This window comes from Peribacillus simplex, assembly GCF_001542915.1.
Lineage (GTDB): Bacteria > Bacillota > Bacilli > Bacillales > DSM-1321 > Peribacillus > Peribacillus simplex_B.
In genome coordinates, this window is the sequence record NZ_LNNH01000039.1 from 51,438 (window position 1) to 69,091 (window position 17,654).

Genomic DNA, 17,654 nt, shown 5'->3' on the forward strand with positions numbered 1-17,654 from the left:
GATGGCAATGGTTTTACCAATAGAAAAAAATATGGCATCGATAGAAAATATCTATCGATTCGATTATAACGGTGAAGGATGATGGTTTTGTTCAAATTCCTGTATGGAAAAAAGGATGTCATTCCATAATAAAGGAGCCTCCAACCCCTGATTTAAGTGAGTAAGATAGATGTGCTGCTTGATCTTGATTAAATGGGATACATCCACTTCAACCAACGTACCCTCTTCCAACTCCTTTTTAATGCATAAATACGGCAAAAACCCGATACAGCTTCCGCTAACAATCAATGATTTCGCCACTTCGAGGTGATTAACCTGAAATTCAAACCGCGGCTCCACGTTAGAGACTTCAAATATTTTATGAACCTGATTCCAGTCAAACGCACCACACTCAAAAAACACGAGCGGCTCCATTGCTAATGTCTGCACAGAAAGCTCGGTTTGAACTTGAAAAGGATGTCCCGGATATACGACTAATCGAATCGAATTATCAAGCGTCTTATGATTTTGCAGCCCACTATGTGCAACATCTTTCATGAAGGCTATATCAACCTGTTTCCGAAGCAATTTATCCATTAATTCCTCATTTGTTGCTGATATGAATTTAAAGCGTAAATCTGGGTTTTTCTCTTTCCAAAGAGGAAGCGCGAACGGAATAAAGTATTGCGATGTAATGATATTGGCCCCAATCGTTATTTCCTCCAAATCACTTCCTGCCTTCAGCTGCTTTTTCCCTTGTTGGAAGGTGCGGATGATTTGCTCCGCAAATGGAATGAAGGCTTTCCCTTTTTCGGTTAAAATGATTCCCCTCCCTTGCCTTTCGAATAGTTCTGTATCGAGTTCCCCTTCAAGCGTCTTAATTCTTGCCGATACGGTTGGTTGTGATAAAAACATCGCCTCTGCGGCTTTATGAAAGCTATTAAAGTGAACGACATACATAAAAGCTTCAATATGATCAATATTCATGCCTTCGGCTCCTTTTTTTAAAATGAACACAAATAGCCCCTGCTCGCTTATCGCGCTCAGGAGCTTTCGGTTGTCCAATCAGCCCATCTTATAATCTTGTTTATCCGATTTTAATCTTATAAATCAAATAAGTAAAGTATGAATTAATATGAAAATTTCCTATGAAGGTAAGAGGATATTCGGTCCGCCACCGCTGACAGATGAGGTTTTCATTAAAACAACATAAAATGGAAAGAGCAGAAATGCTGTTAAATTAACATTTCTGCTCTTTCCCATCTATTAAATCCATTTCAGCTTCATCCAAAATTCTTATCCGCCATTCAGTCTCGATCTCATTCATCAATGCGTTATTCAACTCTATTTTCGCTTTGTCCCCTGAATCGAGAACAAGGTATCAGATTTTGATTATGTTTGCTCAATAAAGGATCGGGATGCGAACCTGCGCTCGGTTCTGCAGGTTTCACATAAATGAAGGATCCTCATTTGTTCTTGACCATTACCGTCTTGATCTAATTCCTCTTTTGCACCGCATACTTCACATACTTTCATTGTCCATCTCTCCTTTATAACCAGATTCGATGAAGATGGCTACTCTTCTTTCATGTCGAATCCCGTATCTTTCACAGCCTGAAGAAAATCAATTGGAGAGGCTGCTTTCTCATCATAACTAAATGTAGCCAGCTTGTTTGCCAAGCTTACTTCAACATCCCTTACACCCCAGACTTCATTCAGTGCATGAAGAACTTTATTAACATCATTCTCATCTCTCATATCTTCCACTTTAAGAAATCCATTTTCCACTTTACCATGCTCCTTTTTAGTGTAACTCTCGCTTATCTCCTTGGAATGCCTCCCCCATTCCTTCCAAAAAGCCTAACATCGTCGACAGGGAGGTTCTTATTTCCGGATTTCTAATACTATTTCCTAGTTGCCATAAGCTCACTTTTTCATCTTTATCTATATTCTCTGCCAATTTTTCCAAGCCGTGACTCACTCCATTCAGTACCGTTTGTAACTGCTCAGGATTCAATTGGCCAAGAAAGTTAAAAGCATTCATCCCATTCTTGATTGTATTATGCATATTAGGCTGATTGAGCTGTTGAACGGCAATCACCCCTACATCAACACGTTTTTCCAGCAGCCCGTTCACGGTATTCAAAACACCCATTTCCTTATAGTTAGGTGTGTGGGTTACTGTATCATGATAAGGGCATAAGAAAACGATAAAAGGGGTAATCTTAGAAGGGATTATGTTTTGTAATTATGACGAACGAAGGGTTTGAATAGTGGAAAAAGAAATTTTATTTCAGCGGGTACATAATATGATTATTTCTTCAGCTAAAAAACCAAAATACACAGCCCTCTCTACCGTAAAGATTGCTGATCTATTTGGTGTAAAGCCTGATGTCATCGAAAACATGTTACAGGAATTAATTAATGAAGGACGGTTGCAAAAGTCTAAATTGAACGATCCGCCAAATTACGAAATATATTCATTACCTTGAGCGGAGTGGATTTCAAGGGAAGTAAAGAACAGGGGATGGATCCTTTTGGGATATTGGTAGAGGGCTGCACTCCATACAAAAACAGATTGCAGCGAGTGAAGGGAAAAACTCTCCAAATAGGTTATCCTGGCAGCATTGCCCATCATTCATGGAGCGATCCTTAACCTGGTGCACGATGTTTCGATAATGACCTTACGTCACTGGATGGAACAGGCATTTCAACTTTGCCATGCGGAAAAGAGCCAGGTTAGATCCGCACTACTGGTCTTTCACTTCAGAACTTCGCCTCATTAATAAATAGAGGAAATCCTATTTCACTTCTGTTTGATTTGTACTAGAAATAACATGATAAACGATAGGACTACCATTAAAAGAACCCATAGCCAAGCTAGCGTCATATTTCCAGTGTCAATGGCCACATATATGGCTGTCGGTACCGTTTGCGTCTTTCCCGGTATGTTCCCGGCGACCATCAAGGTAGCACCGAATTCGCCCAGTGCTCTGGCCATGCTTAAAACACTTCCGGAAATGATCGCTCTAGAAGCCAAGGGAAGTGAAATCAGGAAAAAAACTTGCCATTCATTTGCTCCAAATACTCTTGCAGCAGCTTCAATTTCATGATCTATTCCCTGAAATCCAATCTTTGCTGACTGGTACATTAAGGGAAATGCCACAACGATGGATGCGAGAACAGCGCCCCACCATGTAAATAGAATCGATTGCCTAAAAACCAATTCCAGTGCTTCCCCCACCACACTCTTCTTTCCCAACGCAATCAGCATTAAGAATCCCACAACCGAGGGAGGTAGGACCAATGGAAGCATTAAGATCGTCTCTACTATAACTTTTCCTTTAAAATTATTAAGTGACAGCAGTCTCCCCGCTAAAGTACCTAAAATAATTACAGCTGCACCAGATATCATCGTGATTTTAATTGACAACAGTACGGGTGTTAGAAACGCTTGGAACATGTATCCTCCTACTTTGACTAGTAATAATGATTTTCGTACTCTAATACCTAGTACCTCTTAAGAAGTTGATTTTTTGGTTTCAAAGAAACTCCTCTCAATTTCCTTGCTATCCAACCGAAAAACGGAAGGTATCCCTAAAAACAATGCAAATAAATGTAAATACCAATCTTTATTACTTTTTCTCGTGCCTAAACACTTAAATATTTCTTGAAATTGAAATCTTTCATGGGCAGCGGCGATAGGAACTGCACCAAAATATTTCAAAACAAAATCAAATTCCAGCTGAACCGCTAACTCTAACATGTCGTTTAGAGTATCAATGTAACTTTCAATGTTTTTTTCTTTATAAAGTTTTATAAAGTCGTTATTCACTTTCGAAACAAGTGACTCAATCCCGATTTCGGTTTTCTCCGTCATCTCTATCATTTTTTTTATATCCATTGCCTCTCCGCCTTCATTCGGTAGTTGAATCATTTCCTTCTCAAAAACTATATCTGGACAACTCAAAATATCCCTTACGCACAAAAGAGATATTTTTGATGGGAATTTTTTTAGTTAACCTTGAACAGGCTTATCAAATACATAAATCGTCATCGCTGTATCTATGTCCAAATCAATATCTGTAAAGATGCTCACAATTTTTGCATTCACCAAATCCTCGATTTTTTTCAGGACCGTGGGATTTTTATAAATTTGCTTTACTAATTTTGTTCTTGCTTCATGGACCATCCTTTGTCCATCTCTTGAGCTGATCATAAAATTCTCTACATTCGTCAAATTGCCTTTCATCTCACTAATTGCCCAATTGTCTACAAAACGTGTATGAATCTCTTTTGGTCCATTTCCTACATATTCTTTACGTATCTCACGAATTAACATATTAAATTGATGTTCCATATCACGATATCTCCCTTCTGAATCTTTTAATTTTTTGTCCTTCTGGTGAAGGTAATAGTATATAGCTGATTGTGAGCATGAGAATTACGAGGGACAGCCATAAATTTTGAAATGAATTCCCATTATTCACTATAATGAACCGGATCGTCGCTGTAATTCCGATATATAAAAGGTATCTTAGCGGGAAATGGTGACTTTCTTTAAAATACGTTAAAATCATTGAAATGAATCCAAAATACAAGAAAAAAACCAAAATCTTACTGAACGTTCCATGAACATCACCATTCTCCAGCAAGATATCACTTAAAATGTAATATAGTTCTCTAAAAAGAAAATAAGTAAGGATAAGACTAAGAATAATTAATGCGATATTCAATACTATTTGATAAAGTTTGATCAACGATTTTCCAGCTGATTCAACCATCTGTATCCCCCATCTTCGTAATACCACTCCTACATGATTTTTTCCTTTCATTCACTTTCATTTTTCTAATGTTGTCCTGCCTACTGTCCTTTCATGGATCATATGAAATAAAGAACATACCCAAAGAGTTCCAAAATAAAAAGTCCATGGGCATGTACTAGAGCAGTTTCATTTTTTTTTCTGATACAGAACGTTTTTAGCTATCGAAAAGTTAGGGATGCCCGACGAGGAATAAGGATCGACCATTGTACATTCATTCTGTACTTCGTCCCCAGAAATCATACTATTTACCGGCAGGAATGCGGACCTTCCTAATAAGGCAAAAGAGAAATTGAACAAGCCCTTTGCACTCATTTAGTTATTTTTTCAGGCCTTCACCCAGCCCCTTCACTAAATCAATAGTAAACCTCATAACTCGATTCACATCGGGGTCTCTTAGCAGCTTCACTAAATCAAAAACACCGACTTTTTTGTTTGCCCGGAATCCTTCCTCTGCTCTTTGAAGCCCTTTTGATAAGCCCCCCACTAATTTTTGTGTTGTCTCAGGGTCCAATTCTGTCAATACTCCAGCGGCAGCCATCGCATTATTGAGCGCATTAGTTACAGGCGGACGCAACATTTGCCCTACTGCAATTTTAGCTACATCTTCTTTTGCCTCAACCAAATTATTGATTGCCCCAAGAATTCCACTATCATGGAGTTCCTGGAGCAGTTTGATGGTTTCTTTAATCCCATCGGAATTTCGCGATATATCCTGCAAAACGTTATCAAGCTCTTGGCTTTGCTTTTCTTTTTCAGTAAACACTGGTTCTTCTATTTTCGTAATTGGTTTTGCCATTACATGTTACCCCCTATCACTTTCTATCTGCTGTTATATTCAGGTCTGCAATCGGCTCATAATCTTCACGATCCCATTTACGTTCAACCTGCACACCGAGCTGTGGATTTCGCTTAGCATACCGAGGGTTGTATAAAGGAAGCGGTTTGCTGCCCTTGACATTAATTAATTCCATTTTCACTTTTGTCTGTTTATACGCTGGTGTTTGTGTTCGAACATCGCCAATGCTTCCAGTTAATAGATTAATCGCATTTTCATGGCTTACTGAATGCATCGGTACATATAGCTCTTTTCCTTGCACTCGATCCGTCACCACTGCCCGAAGTTTGATGGCACCATATGGTGACACAAGACGTACTAAAGAACCGTCCTTAATACCGCGTTCTTTGGAAAGTTCCGGTGAAACCTCTACGAATACTTCAGGCAATTTATACTGAAGCCCCTTGGATTTGTTAGTCATATTTCCTTCATGGAAATGTTCCAAAAGTCTCCCGTTATTCAACGTAAGATCAAATTCCTGTGCAAATTCAATAGGCGGCACATATTCGACAAGAGAAAAACGAGCTCTTCCATCCGGGAAGTTATAATGGTCCGTATAAAGAAGAGGCTCATCCGTACCATCTTTTTTCACGGGCCACATTAAACTTTTCCATCCTTCAAGCCGTTCATACGATACCCCTTCAAATAGCGGCGACAGGCTGGCAATCTCATCCATGATTTCGCTTGGATGATCATAGTTCCAATTGGCACCCATATATTTTGCCACTTGCTGAATGATCCACCAATCCGGTTTGGAGTCGCCTAATGGATCAAGCACACGGTACAGACGTTGAATGCGTCTCTCCGTATTCGTGAATGTACCATCTTTCTCCAACGAAGGAGCTGCCGGTAAAACGACATCTGCAAATTGAGCCGTTTTCGTTAAGAAGATATCTTGGACGACAAAGAATTCCAACTTGCCAAGCGTTTCATGTACATGATTGGAATTTGAATCCACCCAGGCCATATCCTCTCCCATTAGATACATCGCTTTTAATTCACCATTCTCCACTGCTTCTAACATTTCAATGTTTGTTAGCCCTGGCTTATCAGAAATACTCACTCCATATGATTGTTCAAACTTTTCTCGCGCCATGTCATCCGATAGACGTTGATTTCCTGGAAGCCACTGTGGCAGGGTACCCATGTCACATGAACCTTGCACATTATTATGGCCACGAAGAGGATAGGCCCCTGCACCATGGCGGCCAAAGTTCCCTGTTACCAATAAAAGGTTAGCGATGGCTGCTGATGTATGAGATCCCGAAACGTTTTGTGTGACGCCCATTCCCCATAAAATACACGTTCCATCCGCTTTATGAATCATTTTGGCTGTTTCAATAAGCTGTTCTTTTGGAAGGCCTGTTATTTCTTCTGCATATTCAAGTGTGTATGTTTCTAAAAGCCCAGCATACTCACTATATTGATTTACATGTTTTTCAATGAATGCTTCATCATGCCAGCCTTGATCGATGATGTACTTAGCAATGGCCGTTATCCATACATAATCCGTTCCTTGTTTTGGATGCAGAAACAAATCGGAGCGCTCGGCCATTTCGTGTTTTCGAAGGTCCGAAACGATTAATTTTTGTCCGTGTAATTTCTTGGCACGTTTTACCCGAGTAGCCAACACCGGATGACCTTCAGTCGGGTTGGCACCAATGATGATGACAAGGCCTGCACTAGCGATATCTTTGATCGTACCGGAATCGCCTCCATATCCTACTGTCGAAAGCAATCCATCCGTGGCAGGAGACTGACAGTATCTTGAACAGTTGTCAATGTTGTTTGATTCAAATACTTGACGGGCTAGCTTTTGCATAAGATAGGCGTCTTCATTTGTTGTTTTAGAGGAGCTTACAAAGCCAAGCGCATGCCCTCCGTAGGTTTGTTTAAATGCACCCATTTTTCCCGCAATCAATGTTAAGGCTTCATCCCATGTAGCAGGGACAAATGCATCGCCTTTTCGGATCAAAGGCGTTGTAAGCCGTTGTTCACTGTTTACGAAGTCCCATCCGAATTTCCCTTTCACACAGCTTGAAACGCTGTTGACAGGACTATTTTCAGTTGGTTCCACTTTTAAGATTTCCCGTCCTTTTGTCCAAACCTCGAATGAACATCCTACGCCACAAAAGGTACAAACCGTTTTTGTTTTTTTTGTACGTGTATCACGCATGGCCGCTTCCACTTCCGATAGGGCAAAAATGGTTTTATAATCCGGTTCGACCTCTTTAATTAAGTCAACCATAGGGTCTAATAAATCTTTTGGAATGGCTGTCATGAGCCCAGCTTCGCCCAACATCGATTTTTCCATCAATGCGTTACACGGACAAACGGTGGCGCACTGTCCGCAAGATACACAAGAAGATTCATTGATCGATTTGCCGTCATCCCACACGACACGTGGAATCTCACGTTCCCAGTCAATGGATAGGGTTTCATTGACCTGCAGGTCTTGGCAAACTTCCACGCAACGACCACAAAGAATACATTGATCCGGATCGTATCGGTAAAATGGATGTGACATATCCGCCTCATATCCTTTTTCCCGATATGGGCGGGTTTGATGTTCAATTTCCAATAATTCGGCTGTGTTATGAACACGGCAATTTCCGTTGTTGTTATCACAAACCGTACAATAAAGTAAATGGTTCTCCAAAATGCGATCCATTGCTTCCATTTGTGAAGCCTTGGCCAATTCTGAAGAAGTTAATATATTCATCCCAGCCTCGATTTCCGTGGAACAGGCTCTCATGATTTTCCCGTCAATTTCGCACATACACGTATCACACGTTTGAATGGGCCCTAATACTTCTGAATAACAAATATGTGGATGCTCTATTTCCATCTCCAAAAGATAATCTAGAATTCGAGTCCCCTGTTTCACTTCATGTTGCTGTCCATTAATTTTCACTCGGACTGTTTCTGCCATTTTAAAATCTCCTATTCTAAAAAAATCAAAAAAAGCCCGCCATAAAATAGAGTGTGCACGAGTCATGCACATTCTATTTTATGGCGGGCTAATAACTAAGCAGTTTTATCTACTTGTAATCCATCTCACCACAATATTAAAAGAAAAACAGGATATGACGGCAAGTTGTCGTACCTCATATCAATGATTTCCTTATACGTTTCTTCATATTTCATTATAATACTTTACATAAGTAAGCTCAATAAGAATTCCCGACTATTCACGTTTCATAAAATCCAAATTGCACCAACCCTTTCCTGGTACATGGTTTTTGATAGGTTCTCATCCACCGCTTACCGGGGGGATAAAGGCAACTGTATCTTGATCTTTTATCATTTCCTCATCTGTTACGAAGCTTTCGTTAATGGCTGTCATGAATGGCTCGAAAGATAAAAGCGGATACTTGCTTTCAAAATATTGTTTTAGTTGCAAAACGGTTATCCGATCTTTTTTTATTATTATCCGATCTAATCCGATTACTTCCCTTATTTCCGCAAAAAATAAAACTGTAATCATTTCTTATCACTCCTTACTCGGCTTTCCTTCCGGATATTCAGCGGTCTCTAATTGATTTCCAATCCACTTCGTCCCGTCTTCCCAAAATTCCTTTTTCCAAATGGGGACGATTTGTTTAATTCGTTCTATGCAATATTCATTCGCTTCGTACGCTGTTTTCCGGTGTGGGGAAGAAACAGCGATAACAACGGCTATATCCGTTATTTCCAACTTGCCTATTCTATGAGTGATGGCAACCAAGGCATCCGGCCATTTATTTTTGATTTCATCCCCGATTTGACTCAACATTTTTACAGCCATTGAATCATACGCTTGATATTCAAGGGACAACGTTTTCCTCCCTTTGGTCAATTCCCTGACGGTTCCAATGAAAACCGTAATGGCTCCTGCTTCCCTTCTGGAAACCAGGTTCGTTACCTCGTCTGCAAATATGGGGTCACGGACTATTTTAAACATCGTTCGTTCCACTTTTTTTACCACCTCATGAATGTTCTACGACCTGTATGATGGGACAATGTCATCCCAAGGCCATGCACTGCCTTGTACGTCTTCCAATAATAAAACATCGACAGCCATTCCCTTTTGATACCCTCGCGTGCCTCCTGGAAGGACGATGAATACATCCGCTCCCGCTAAAGAGGATACGGCACCAGATTTATTGAAACCCGAAGGCGAAGCCAATAGCCTGCCTTTATCATAGGCAAGCGTTCCCCTTATCAATCGGGTAAACGGGTTGGGCTTCGTAAAGTCCTCTCCTAATGATGCCGCTTCTTTTTTGAGGTGTGGCCGATCATTGAATAAGTGAATCCGGATCACAGGGCGAACGAATAATTCGAATCCAACGTAACAAGCAGACGGATTGCCCGATAATCCGAATAATAGCTTCCCATTCAATTGCGCTACCGTCGTTACACTTCCAGGCCGCATCGCCACTTTATTAAAGAGGACCGTAGCTCCCAATTTTTCGTAAATCGCCGGTAGATGATCATAGTCCCCCACCGATACACCTCCGGTAGTAATAAGCATATCAACATCGGCAAGGGCGTTTTTGACAGCCATGAAGCAACTATCGAAATCATCGCTCAATTTCCCGAGATACTTGACGTCCCCTCCGGCTCTTTCAATTTGCGAAAGCATCATATAGGCATTGCTATTCCTGATTTTTCCGGGTTTAAGCTGTTCACTTACTTCAAGCAGTTCACTTCCAGTGGCTATGACCCCTACGACAGGCTTTTGGGCAACAGGTACCCTGCTATATCCGAACGTTGCCAAAAGTGCCGAAATGCCAGGATTGATGTAGGTACCTCTTTTTGCCAAGATGGTCCCTTTTGTTGTATCTTCTCCTTCAAAAGAGATGTTATCTCCTTTGTTGAGGGAACGTTTAATTTCAATGAACTTCTGATTAGATTCCGTGAATTCCTTCACTAATTCAAGCATGATTACCGCACTGCAGCCCTCGGGAATTTGAGCACCGGTCATGATCCTGACTGCTTCAAATGGTCTGACTTGTCCATCAAAAACCATACCCGCACCTATCTCGCCCACCACTTTCAATGACACGGGATGATGGGTTGTGGCAGTTCTTGTATCTTCGTATCGAATGGCAAATCCATCATATGGCGAGCGATCGAATGAGGGCACATTATGATCGGCTATCAGATCTTCTGCAAGAAACCGGCCATAGGCCTTTTCAAGCGAAATCAATTCCTTCACGCCATTCTTGGCGTATTGCGTTACTTTACGTACACATTCTCCTATAGGAATCGGGGTTCGTTTTTCTACCATACCTTTCACTCCTTCCATTAGCCCAACAGACGATAATAGAGATTTTTGGCGAGCTGGATATCATTCGTTCCATGAACAAAAACACGTCCATCACCAAATATAACCAGGCGATGATTTTGAAGCTGGCAAGACAATAAATAAGGATTTCTAGAAACCTTTCCATGAGCTTTTAATCGGTTTTCCATTTGATCGAAGCTATATTCAATACTTTTAGCAGGTCTGATTTGAACGGTATTCCGCCCGCATAATACTTCTGTTTTCGTCTGGTTTTCATACGATAAATACGGAAACGTTCTAGCCGTTCCGCAGGTTGGGCAGCCTTCTTTTTGGATTTTCCCTGATTTAATGGAGTAATGCTGGTTGCTCCAGACATCAAATGTCAAAAACGTGTTTCTAAGCGATGAATAATCACCGACAAGAATTTTTAACGCTTCGGCTATTTGATAAGCCGAAACAATTTGCACAGCCGGGCTAATGATCCCTGCTGTATCACATGTAGCACCGCCACTCGGCACCTTCTTCAGGATGCATTGCAAACATGGTGTCCTGGCAGGAATGATCGTGTACGTGGCTCCGTAGCTTCCTACACATGAACCATAAATCCATGGAATGTTTAACTTATGTGAAAGATCATTTAAAATGAACCGAATGTCAAAATTGTCAGTCCCATCTATCATGACATCAACGCCGCGTAACAAGTCTTCCAAATTTCCCGGTCTTGCATCCAATACAAGCGCTTCGATTTCCACTTCTGAATTGATTTTCTTCAGATGCTGTCCGGCAGCTACCGCTTTTGGAATTTGTCCTTTTGCATCAGTTTCATTGTATAACTGCTGGCGCTGCAAATTACTCCATTCAACATAATCTCGATCAATAATTGTCAGCTTTCCGATACCTGCTCGCACTAAGGCTTCAGCACCGGCACTGCCCAATGCCCCAGCACCAACAATCAGTACATGCTTATTTCTGATTTCTTCCTGACCCCTCGGTCCTATCTGCTTGAACAGCTGTTGCCGTGAATAACGATCAATCAACGAACTCGCCTTCTTTCCCACGAATATCCTTTATTTTATCTCTCAAAGGTCCAACCCATATCGGCAGCACCCTTTCATCAACGCCGGAGCCTGGTGATGTTGAAGTTATTTTTCAATATTAATAACTTAGTATAATGAAAAATTCGTATCGCAATCATCATTCATGAAAGAAGTCCCCGCTTTTCCCACCCGTTTTTTGGACTAAAAATGTTTCCTTAATGACCATGGTTTTATCGACGGCTTTACACATATCATAAAAGGTAAGGGCAGCAACGGATACGGCAGTTAATGCTTCCATCTCGACTCCTGTTTTCTCATTGCAAATCACCGTAGCTCGGATGATCAGATCATAGCCTTTGTCACTTTTTTGAAAATGGAAGGTAAAGTTACTTCCTTGCAGCATGATTGGATGGCACATCGGTATGATATCGGCTGTTTTTTTAGCAGCCATGATTCCGGCAATCTGTGCTATTTGGAGCGGATCGCCTTTTTTTATTAATTTGTTTTCAATCGCATCGAATAGTTCATTTGATAACGCAATCGTACTTTGAGCAATAGCTGTACGTGATGTAATTTCCTTTTGGGAAACATCGACCATCTTAGGTCTTCCTTCTTCATTCCAATGTGAAAAGTTGCTCATCATTTGCCTCCTTCGTATGTTAAGAAGCTATTTAAAGCGGAAGATGCTTTTATCCGCCAATATGAGACATCTCTACCTTTGAACTTCTTTTTGTACTTTCTCCACTTGCTCGTTCGTCAGAATAACGATCACCGCGATGATGCCAAATATCCGTGATTTTATCGGTAATCACCTCATCCGAATCTTCAGAGCGGAGCAAATGACGAAGATCATAACCATTTGATGCAAACAAACATGTATATAATTTTCCTTCAGCGGAAACCCGAGCCCTTGAACAGGTGGAACAAAATGAATCGGTGACAGAAGAGATGATTCCGATTTCTTGATCACCGTCCAAATAGCGATACCTTGTTGCCACTTCCCCTACATAATTCGGCTTGATTCGTTCAAGCGGCATAACTTTTCCAATTCGATCCAAAATGTCCTTTTTGGTCATTACCTCCGCCATTCTCCAACCATTAGAATTTCCTACATCCATATACTCGATGAAGCGAAGTGTATGTTTATTTTCTTTAAAATATCTTGCCATTGGTACGATATCTTGATCGTTTTTCCCTTTTTGGACGACCATATTCACTTTCACGTTCAACCCTGCGTCAGAAGCTGCCTGAATGCCTTCCAACACTCTCCCGACCTTGCTCCTGTTTCCATTTAACTGGGTGAAACGTTCATCATCCAAGGAATCAAGGCTGACTGTCACCCTTCTTAACCCAGCAGCAAATAAGAGGGGGGCAAATTTTTTAAGAAGAGATCCGTTCGTCGTAATGCCAATATCCTCTACTCCAGCAAGCGAATTCAGACGTTGAATCAATTCTGGAAGATCCTTGCGTAATAGTGGTTCTCCTCCTGTAATACGTATTTTCGTTACACCTAAAGAAACAAATATACGGGTCAATCGCTCCATTTCATCAAAAGACAGAATTTTATCCGAAGCTAAAAAAGGATAATCAGGCCCAAAGATTTCTTCTGGCATGCAATAGCGACAACGAAAATTACAACGATCCGTGACAGATAGACGCAAGTCTTTCAACGGACGCTGTAATTTATCCAAGATAACTTCTTCCACAATCCTCAGCTCTCTTCCATAAGATTGAAAATCATATTATTCTTTACCTCATTTATAGAATTCGTTCTGGACATGTATATATATTAAATGATCGATTTCGAATAAAGCCTACTGTCGTAATTCCCAGGCCTTCTGCCAACTCTAGCGCCAATTCGGTTGGAGCGGATTTTGACAGAATTATTTCACAGCCGATTTTTGCGACCTTCAATAAAATTTCCGAAGAAATCCTCCCGCTGAATACAATAATCTTATTTCCGATCGGGATGTCATTTTTCAAGCAGTAGCCGTATATTTTATCCAACGCATTATGCCTTCCTATATCCATTCGGCTAAGCATGAAATCATCCACATCACATAAGGAGGCGTTATGGACCCCTCCTGTATCCTGAAAAATAGTAGCTGAATCTTGTAGGTTCCTCATCAAACGCAGGCAATCATCCGGGGAGATCTTCACCCGGATATCATTCATTTTCTTGGCGGTCAAAGCATCATTGACAAAAACGAACCCTTGCCTGCTCATCCCGCAGCAAGATGTAATGTAACGCTTGTTCTGGAAGCTTTGATAATAAGGATTCAGCTTATCAATTTTCACATGTACATACCCTTCTTTTTCTTGAAACCAAATGTCTTTAATCTCTTCATATTTTTTGATGATCCCTTCAGATGCCAAGTAGCCGATGACCATATCTTCAATGTATTCCGGTGTACAGACCATCGTAACGAATTCCTGTTCATTGATTTTTACCGTAACAGGATACTCTGTGACAATTACATCCTCGGCACGTTCAATATGCCCGTTCGCAAATTTCAGGATCTCCCTTTTCCCCACCGTTGTTTTCATATCATAAATCATCCTTAAAATTATATTCTTCTTAAAGAATTCCATACTTTTTCAGTGGCGTGATACATTGACCATTCTGCTATATTTACTGAAACAGAATCAGTGCCTTAAGACTTGTTCTCTATGAATGAGGTCTTCAGCTAGGGACGTAAACATTTCTCCCGTAAGCGAATCTTCATCATATACATTGGAATGATTATTTTCCTCTCGCTTCGCAAAAGGTATTCTGGCAATGACTTCAGAATCAATCTGGCGGGCCAGCATATCACCGCCGCCCTTTCCAAAAAGGTAATTTCTAGAACCGTCTTGCTCTTCATAATAAGACATATTCTCCACGATACCCAGTACTTCATGTTTTGTATGTTTTGCCATGGCGCCTGCTCTGGAAGCAACATAAGAGGCGACATTATGCGGAGTCGTGACGATGATTTCCCTAGCCTGAGGAATCATCGCGGCTACATCAATCGCTACATCTCCCGTGCCCGGAGGTAAATCCAAAAGAAGATAATCCAATTCACCCCAGTGTGTATTCGCAAGGAAATTTTGAATCCATTTATTGAGCATCGGCCCTCTCCACATGACCGGATTGTTATTATCTGTAAAGAATCCCATCGACATAATTTTAACACCATTACTACTAACTGGAATGGCCGTTTTATCAAGCATGGTCGGTTTTTGTTTCACATCCATCATGGCTGGAATACTGAATCCATATATATCAGCATCTAAAATGCCTACTTTTTTACCCATACGAACCAAGGCCGTGGCAAGGTTCACGGTCACCGTCGATTTCCCCACGCCCCCTTTCCCGCTCGTCACAGCAATGAAGTGAACTCCTGAATCCGGCCGCAGCATGTTGGGCATCCCCGTCTCTGTTGAAGCATTTTGTTTCAAGGTTTTCGTCAATGCAGCACGTTCTTCTGGTGTCATGGAACCAAAGGTCAATGACACTTCTGAGGCGCCTGTCCCTTTAAGGGAATTTTCGACATCCTCTTTGATTCTTGCCTTTAAAGGACATCCGGAAATCGTTAATACCACTTCAAGTTCGACATTTGCACCGTTTATTTCAACATTTTTTACCATATTTAAATCCACGATACTTTTATGCAATTCGGGATCTTCGACGTGTTTCAGTGCTTTCATAACTTCTTCGTGCGTCAGCATTCCTATCACTCCATTTTTAATATTAGCGTCATTATCATTATGGCCAAACGATTTTTGGAAAAAGATTCAAACATATGAATATCAATCAAGAAAGGAGGGAAACAAAAAAGCCCATCATAAAATAAATTGTGTACAAGTTCATACACAGCCTATTTTATGACGGGCTAATGACTAAGCAGCTTTACCTACCAGTTATCCATCTCATCACGTAAAATAAATATAAAAATCAGGATATAAAGGCAACTTGCGGTTACCCAATATCAATGAATTTGTAATTTCATTATAATACTTTCGATCTATAAGCTCAATAACAAATTATGTACATTATTATCTGGATTTTCTTAATTCCATTCCTTTGGTGATTACACCTGAATTACATACCCATGCTTCAGGCAGACATCAAACAAGCCCACTCCCTTTTAGAAGAGTGGGCTTTTATTGACTTATCCTAAATATCGTCATCCTGTAAAGGCGTTCGTTTATCCATTTTCAGCAAGTAATAGCTTGCTGCGACCAAGGCGAGGAAAATGATCCCGACAAGCAGGGAAATCCGGGTGCTCGGATTGATCCACATACCGACAAGAACCATCAGTAAAAAGGCGATCGTCGCATAGTTGCTGAAAGGGGCCAATGGCATTTTGAAGGGATGTTTCTCCATTTCAGCGGCATTTACCTTTCTGAATTTCAGCTCACTGATGAGCAGGACAAACCATGGGATCATCCCAGGTAAAACACTTGCACTGTACACATAAAGGAATACTTGAGGCGGTGCAAGGTAGTTCAGGATAACGCCGATGCCCAAACCTAATAGGACGGCAATCGTACAATAGGCCGGTACGCCACTTTTCGATACTTTTGCAAAGATTTTTGGTGCTTGTCCGTTTTGGGCTAGCGTGTAAAGCATTCTCCCTGCACTGAAAATCCCGCTGTTGCAGCCAGACATCGCTGCCGTGATCACGACAAAGTTAATGATTCCTGCCGCTGCCGTGATACCTATCTTTGCAAAGGTTGAAACGAATGGACTGCCTATCTCATCCAGTTGATTCCAAGGAAAGACCGTTACGATGACGAAAATGGCGCCGATATAAAAAATTAAAATGCGCCATATGATTGACTGAATCGCTTTTGTAACCGTCTTCGTAGGATCTTTTGCTTCACCGGCCGTGATGCCGATGAGCTCAACTCCTTGGTAGGAAGCTACGACTAGGGAAAGCGCAAAGAAAAACCCTTTCCAGCCTCCAGTGAAGAAGCCGCCGTTTGACCATAGATTTGATAACCCAATGGCATCCCCTCCATTTCCGATTCCGAAGAAAATGAGGCCGATACCAGCAATGATCATCAGTACAATCGTAATGATTTTTATGAGTGCGAACCAAAATTCGAATTCACCGAAAGATTTTACGGATATGAGGTTGGCAGCCCCCAAAATGATCATGGCAACAACACCTGGAATCCAAGCAGGTAACTCAGGGAACCAGTACTGCATATACAAGCCAACGGCAATGATCTCGGACATCCCGACGATTACCCATTGAAACCAGTTGCTCCAAGCAGTCATATAACCTGCCAATGGATGAATATAGCTGCTCGCAAAGGTTGCGAAAGAACCTGTAGTCGGCTCCATATAAAGCATTTCCCCCATGGAACGCATGATGAAAAAAATAAAAATACCTGCGATGGCATAAGCAAGCATTACGGAGGGTCCAGTCCATTTGATCGTGCTCGCCGATCCCATGAATAACCCGACCCCGATGGTTCCGCCCAAGGCTATCATTTGAATGTGACGTGCCTCCAGCCCTCTCTTCAATTCCTTGTTTGACATGATTGATTCCTCCAGGTGCTTTTTCTATGCTCACACTAACTGACACTCTATTGATCTCATTTCGTTTAAATATTGTATAACACTTCAATTTCATTTTCTTATCTTATAATAGTAAATATTCTGTAAAAATACAAATGTATTTTTGAAGAAAACAGCTGGCAAAAATATCTTTTCA

Annotated in this window: 20 protein-coding genes; 1 reads left to right on the forward strand and 19 read right to left on the reverse strand. The window is 41.1% G+C overall.

Annotated features, from left to right (window positions below; genetic code table 11):
* Positions 1-63: 63 nt before the first annotated feature.
* The 4 genes from AS888_RS18300 to AS888_RS18310 all read right to left on the reverse strand — a co-directional run bounded on the left by AS888_RS18300 (position 64) and on the right by AS888_RS18310 (position 2,116).
* The gene (locus AS888_RS18300; protein ID WP_061143632.1) at positions 64-966 is read right to left on the reverse strand and encodes a LysR family transcriptional regulator; all 903 of its coding nucleotides are present in this window, start codon (positions 964-966) and stop codon (positions 64-66) included.
* Positions 967-1,371: 405 nt separating this feature from the next.
* Positions 1,372-1,515, reverse strand: a complete 144-nt coding sequence (locus AS888_RS26185) for a hypothetical protein (RefSeq protein ID WP_185113127.1) — start codon at positions 1,513-1,515, stop codon at positions 1,372-1,374.
* Between the two features lie 39 nt (positions 1,516-1,554).
* Positions 1,555-1,767 (reverse strand): heavy-metal-associated domain-containing protein, encoded by a 213-nt coding sequence (locus AS888_RS18305; protein ID WP_155645546.1) that lies wholly within the window; start codon positions 1,765-1,767, stop codon positions 1,555-1,557.
* Positions 1,768-1,783: 16 nt separating this feature from the next.
* Positions 1,784-2,116, reverse strand: coding sequence for a helical membrane plugin domain-containing protein (locus AS888_RS18310; RefSeq protein WP_260320295.1), 333 nt, complete (start codon positions 2,114-2,116; stop codon positions 1,784-1,786).
* A gap of 136 nt (positions 2,117-2,252) precedes the next feature.
* On the opposite strand from AS888_RS18310, the gene AS888_RS18315 reads away from it, so the two are divergent.
* Positions 2,253-2,471 (forward strand): hypothetical protein, encoded by a 219-nt coding sequence (locus AS888_RS18315; RefSeq protein ID WP_061143586.1) that lies wholly within the window; start codon positions 2,253-2,255, stop codon positions 2,469-2,471.
* 314 nt (positions 2,472-2,785) lie between these two features.
* Here the strand turns inward: AS888_RS18315 and modB are convergent, their stop codons facing one another.
* The 15 genes from modB to AS888_RS18390 form a co-directional block, all read right to left on the reverse strand.
* On the reverse strand, positions 2,786-3,442 hold the full coding sequence (gene modB, locus AS888_RS18320) for a molybdate ABC transporter permease subunit (RefSeq protein ID WP_061143587.1): 657 nt from the start codon (positions 3,440-3,442) through the stop codon (positions 2,786-2,788).
* 57 nt (positions 3,443-3,499) lie between these two features.
* Positions 3,500-3,883 (reverse strand): hypothetical protein, encoded by a 384-nt coding sequence (locus tag AS888_RS18325; protein WP_061143634.1) that lies wholly within the window; start codon positions 3,881-3,883, stop codon positions 3,500-3,502.
* 114 nt (positions 3,884-3,997) lie between these two features.
* Positions 3,998-4,339: a Na-translocating system protein MpsC family protein gene (locus AS888_RS18330; protein WP_061143588.1), complete on the reverse strand. Its 342-nt coding sequence runs from the start codon at positions 4,337-4,339 to the stop codon at positions 3,998-4,000.
* Position 4,340: 1 nt separating this feature from the next.
* A complete protein-coding gene (locus tag AS888_RS18335) occupies positions 4,341-4,814 on the reverse strand; it encodes a phosphate-starvation-inducible protein PsiE (RefSeq protein ID WP_311316489.1) in 474 nt (157 codons plus the stop codon).
* Positions 4,815-5,121: 307 nt separating this feature from the next.
* Positions 5,122-5,601 (reverse strand): helical membrane plugin domain-containing protein, encoded by a 480-nt coding sequence (locus tag AS888_RS18340; protein ID WP_061143590.1) that lies wholly within the window; start codon positions 5,599-5,601, stop codon positions 5,122-5,124.
* Between the two features lie 16 nt (positions 5,602-5,617).
* Positions 5,618-8,572 (reverse strand): formate dehydrogenase subunit alpha, encoded by a 2,955-nt coding sequence (fdhF, locus tag AS888_RS18345; RefSeq protein ID WP_061143591.1) that lies wholly within the window; start codon positions 8,570-8,572, stop codon positions 5,618-5,620.
* Positions 8,573-8,893: 321 nt separating this feature from the next.
* Positions 8,894-9,127, reverse strand: coding sequence for a molybdopterin converting factor subunit 1 (gene moaD / locus AS888_RS18350; protein WP_061143592.1), 234 nt, complete (start codon positions 9,125-9,127; stop codon positions 8,894-8,896).
* A 6-nt stretch (positions 9,128-9,133) separates the two neighbouring features.
* Complete coding sequence (locus AS888_RS18355) at positions 9,134-9,583, reverse strand: molybdenum cofactor biosynthesis protein MoaE (protein ID WP_397252140.1); 450 nt, start codon at positions 9,581-9,583, stop codon at positions 9,134-9,136.
* A gap of 36 nt (positions 9,584-9,619) precedes the next feature.
* Complete coding sequence (locus tag AS888_RS18360; protein ID WP_061143594.1) at positions 9,620-10,912, reverse strand: molybdopterin molybdotransferase MoeA; 1,293 nt, start codon at positions 10,910-10,912, stop codon at positions 9,620-9,622.
* Positions 10,913-10,929: 17 nt separating this feature from the next.
* Entirely contained in the window at positions 10,930-11,946 is a 1,017-nt protein-coding gene (locus AS888_RS18365; RefSeq protein WP_061143595.1) for a MoeB/ThiF family adenylyltransferase, read from the reverse strand.
* Positions 11,947-12,103: 157 nt separating this feature from the next.
* Positions 12,104-12,586 carry a cyclic pyranopterin monophosphate synthase MoaC gene (gene moaC / locus AS888_RS18370; RefSeq protein ID WP_061143596.1) on the reverse strand — a complete coding sequence of 161 codons (483 nt, stop codon included), beginning with the start codon at positions 12,584-12,586 and terminating at the stop codon, positions 12,104-12,106.
* 49 nt (positions 12,587-12,635) lie between these two features.
* Entirely contained in the window at positions 12,636-13,652 is a 1,017-nt protein-coding gene (gene moaA / locus AS888_RS18375) for a GTP 3',8-cyclase MoaA (protein WP_061143597.1), read from the reverse strand.
* A 52-nt stretch (positions 13,653-13,704) separates the two neighbouring features.
* The gene (gene fdhD, locus AS888_RS18380; protein WP_061143598.1) at positions 13,705-14,493 is read right to left on the reverse strand and encodes a formate dehydrogenase accessory sulfurtransferase FdhD; all 789 of its coding nucleotides are present in this window, start codon (positions 14,491-14,493) and stop codon (positions 13,705-13,707) included.
* 99 nt (positions 14,494-14,592) lie between these two features.
* Positions 14,593-15,657, reverse strand: a complete 1,065-nt coding sequence (locus AS888_RS18385) for a P-loop NTPase (protein WP_061143599.1) — start codon at positions 15,655-15,657, stop codon at positions 14,593-14,595.
* 448 nt (positions 15,658-16,105) lie between these two features.
* Positions 16,106-17,479 carry an amino acid permease gene (locus tag AS888_RS18390; RefSeq protein ID WP_061143600.1) on the reverse strand — a complete coding sequence of 458 codons (1,374 nt, stop codon included), beginning with the start codon at positions 17,477-17,479 and terminating at the stop codon, positions 16,106-16,108.
* Positions 17,480-17,654 lie beyond the last annotated feature (175 nt).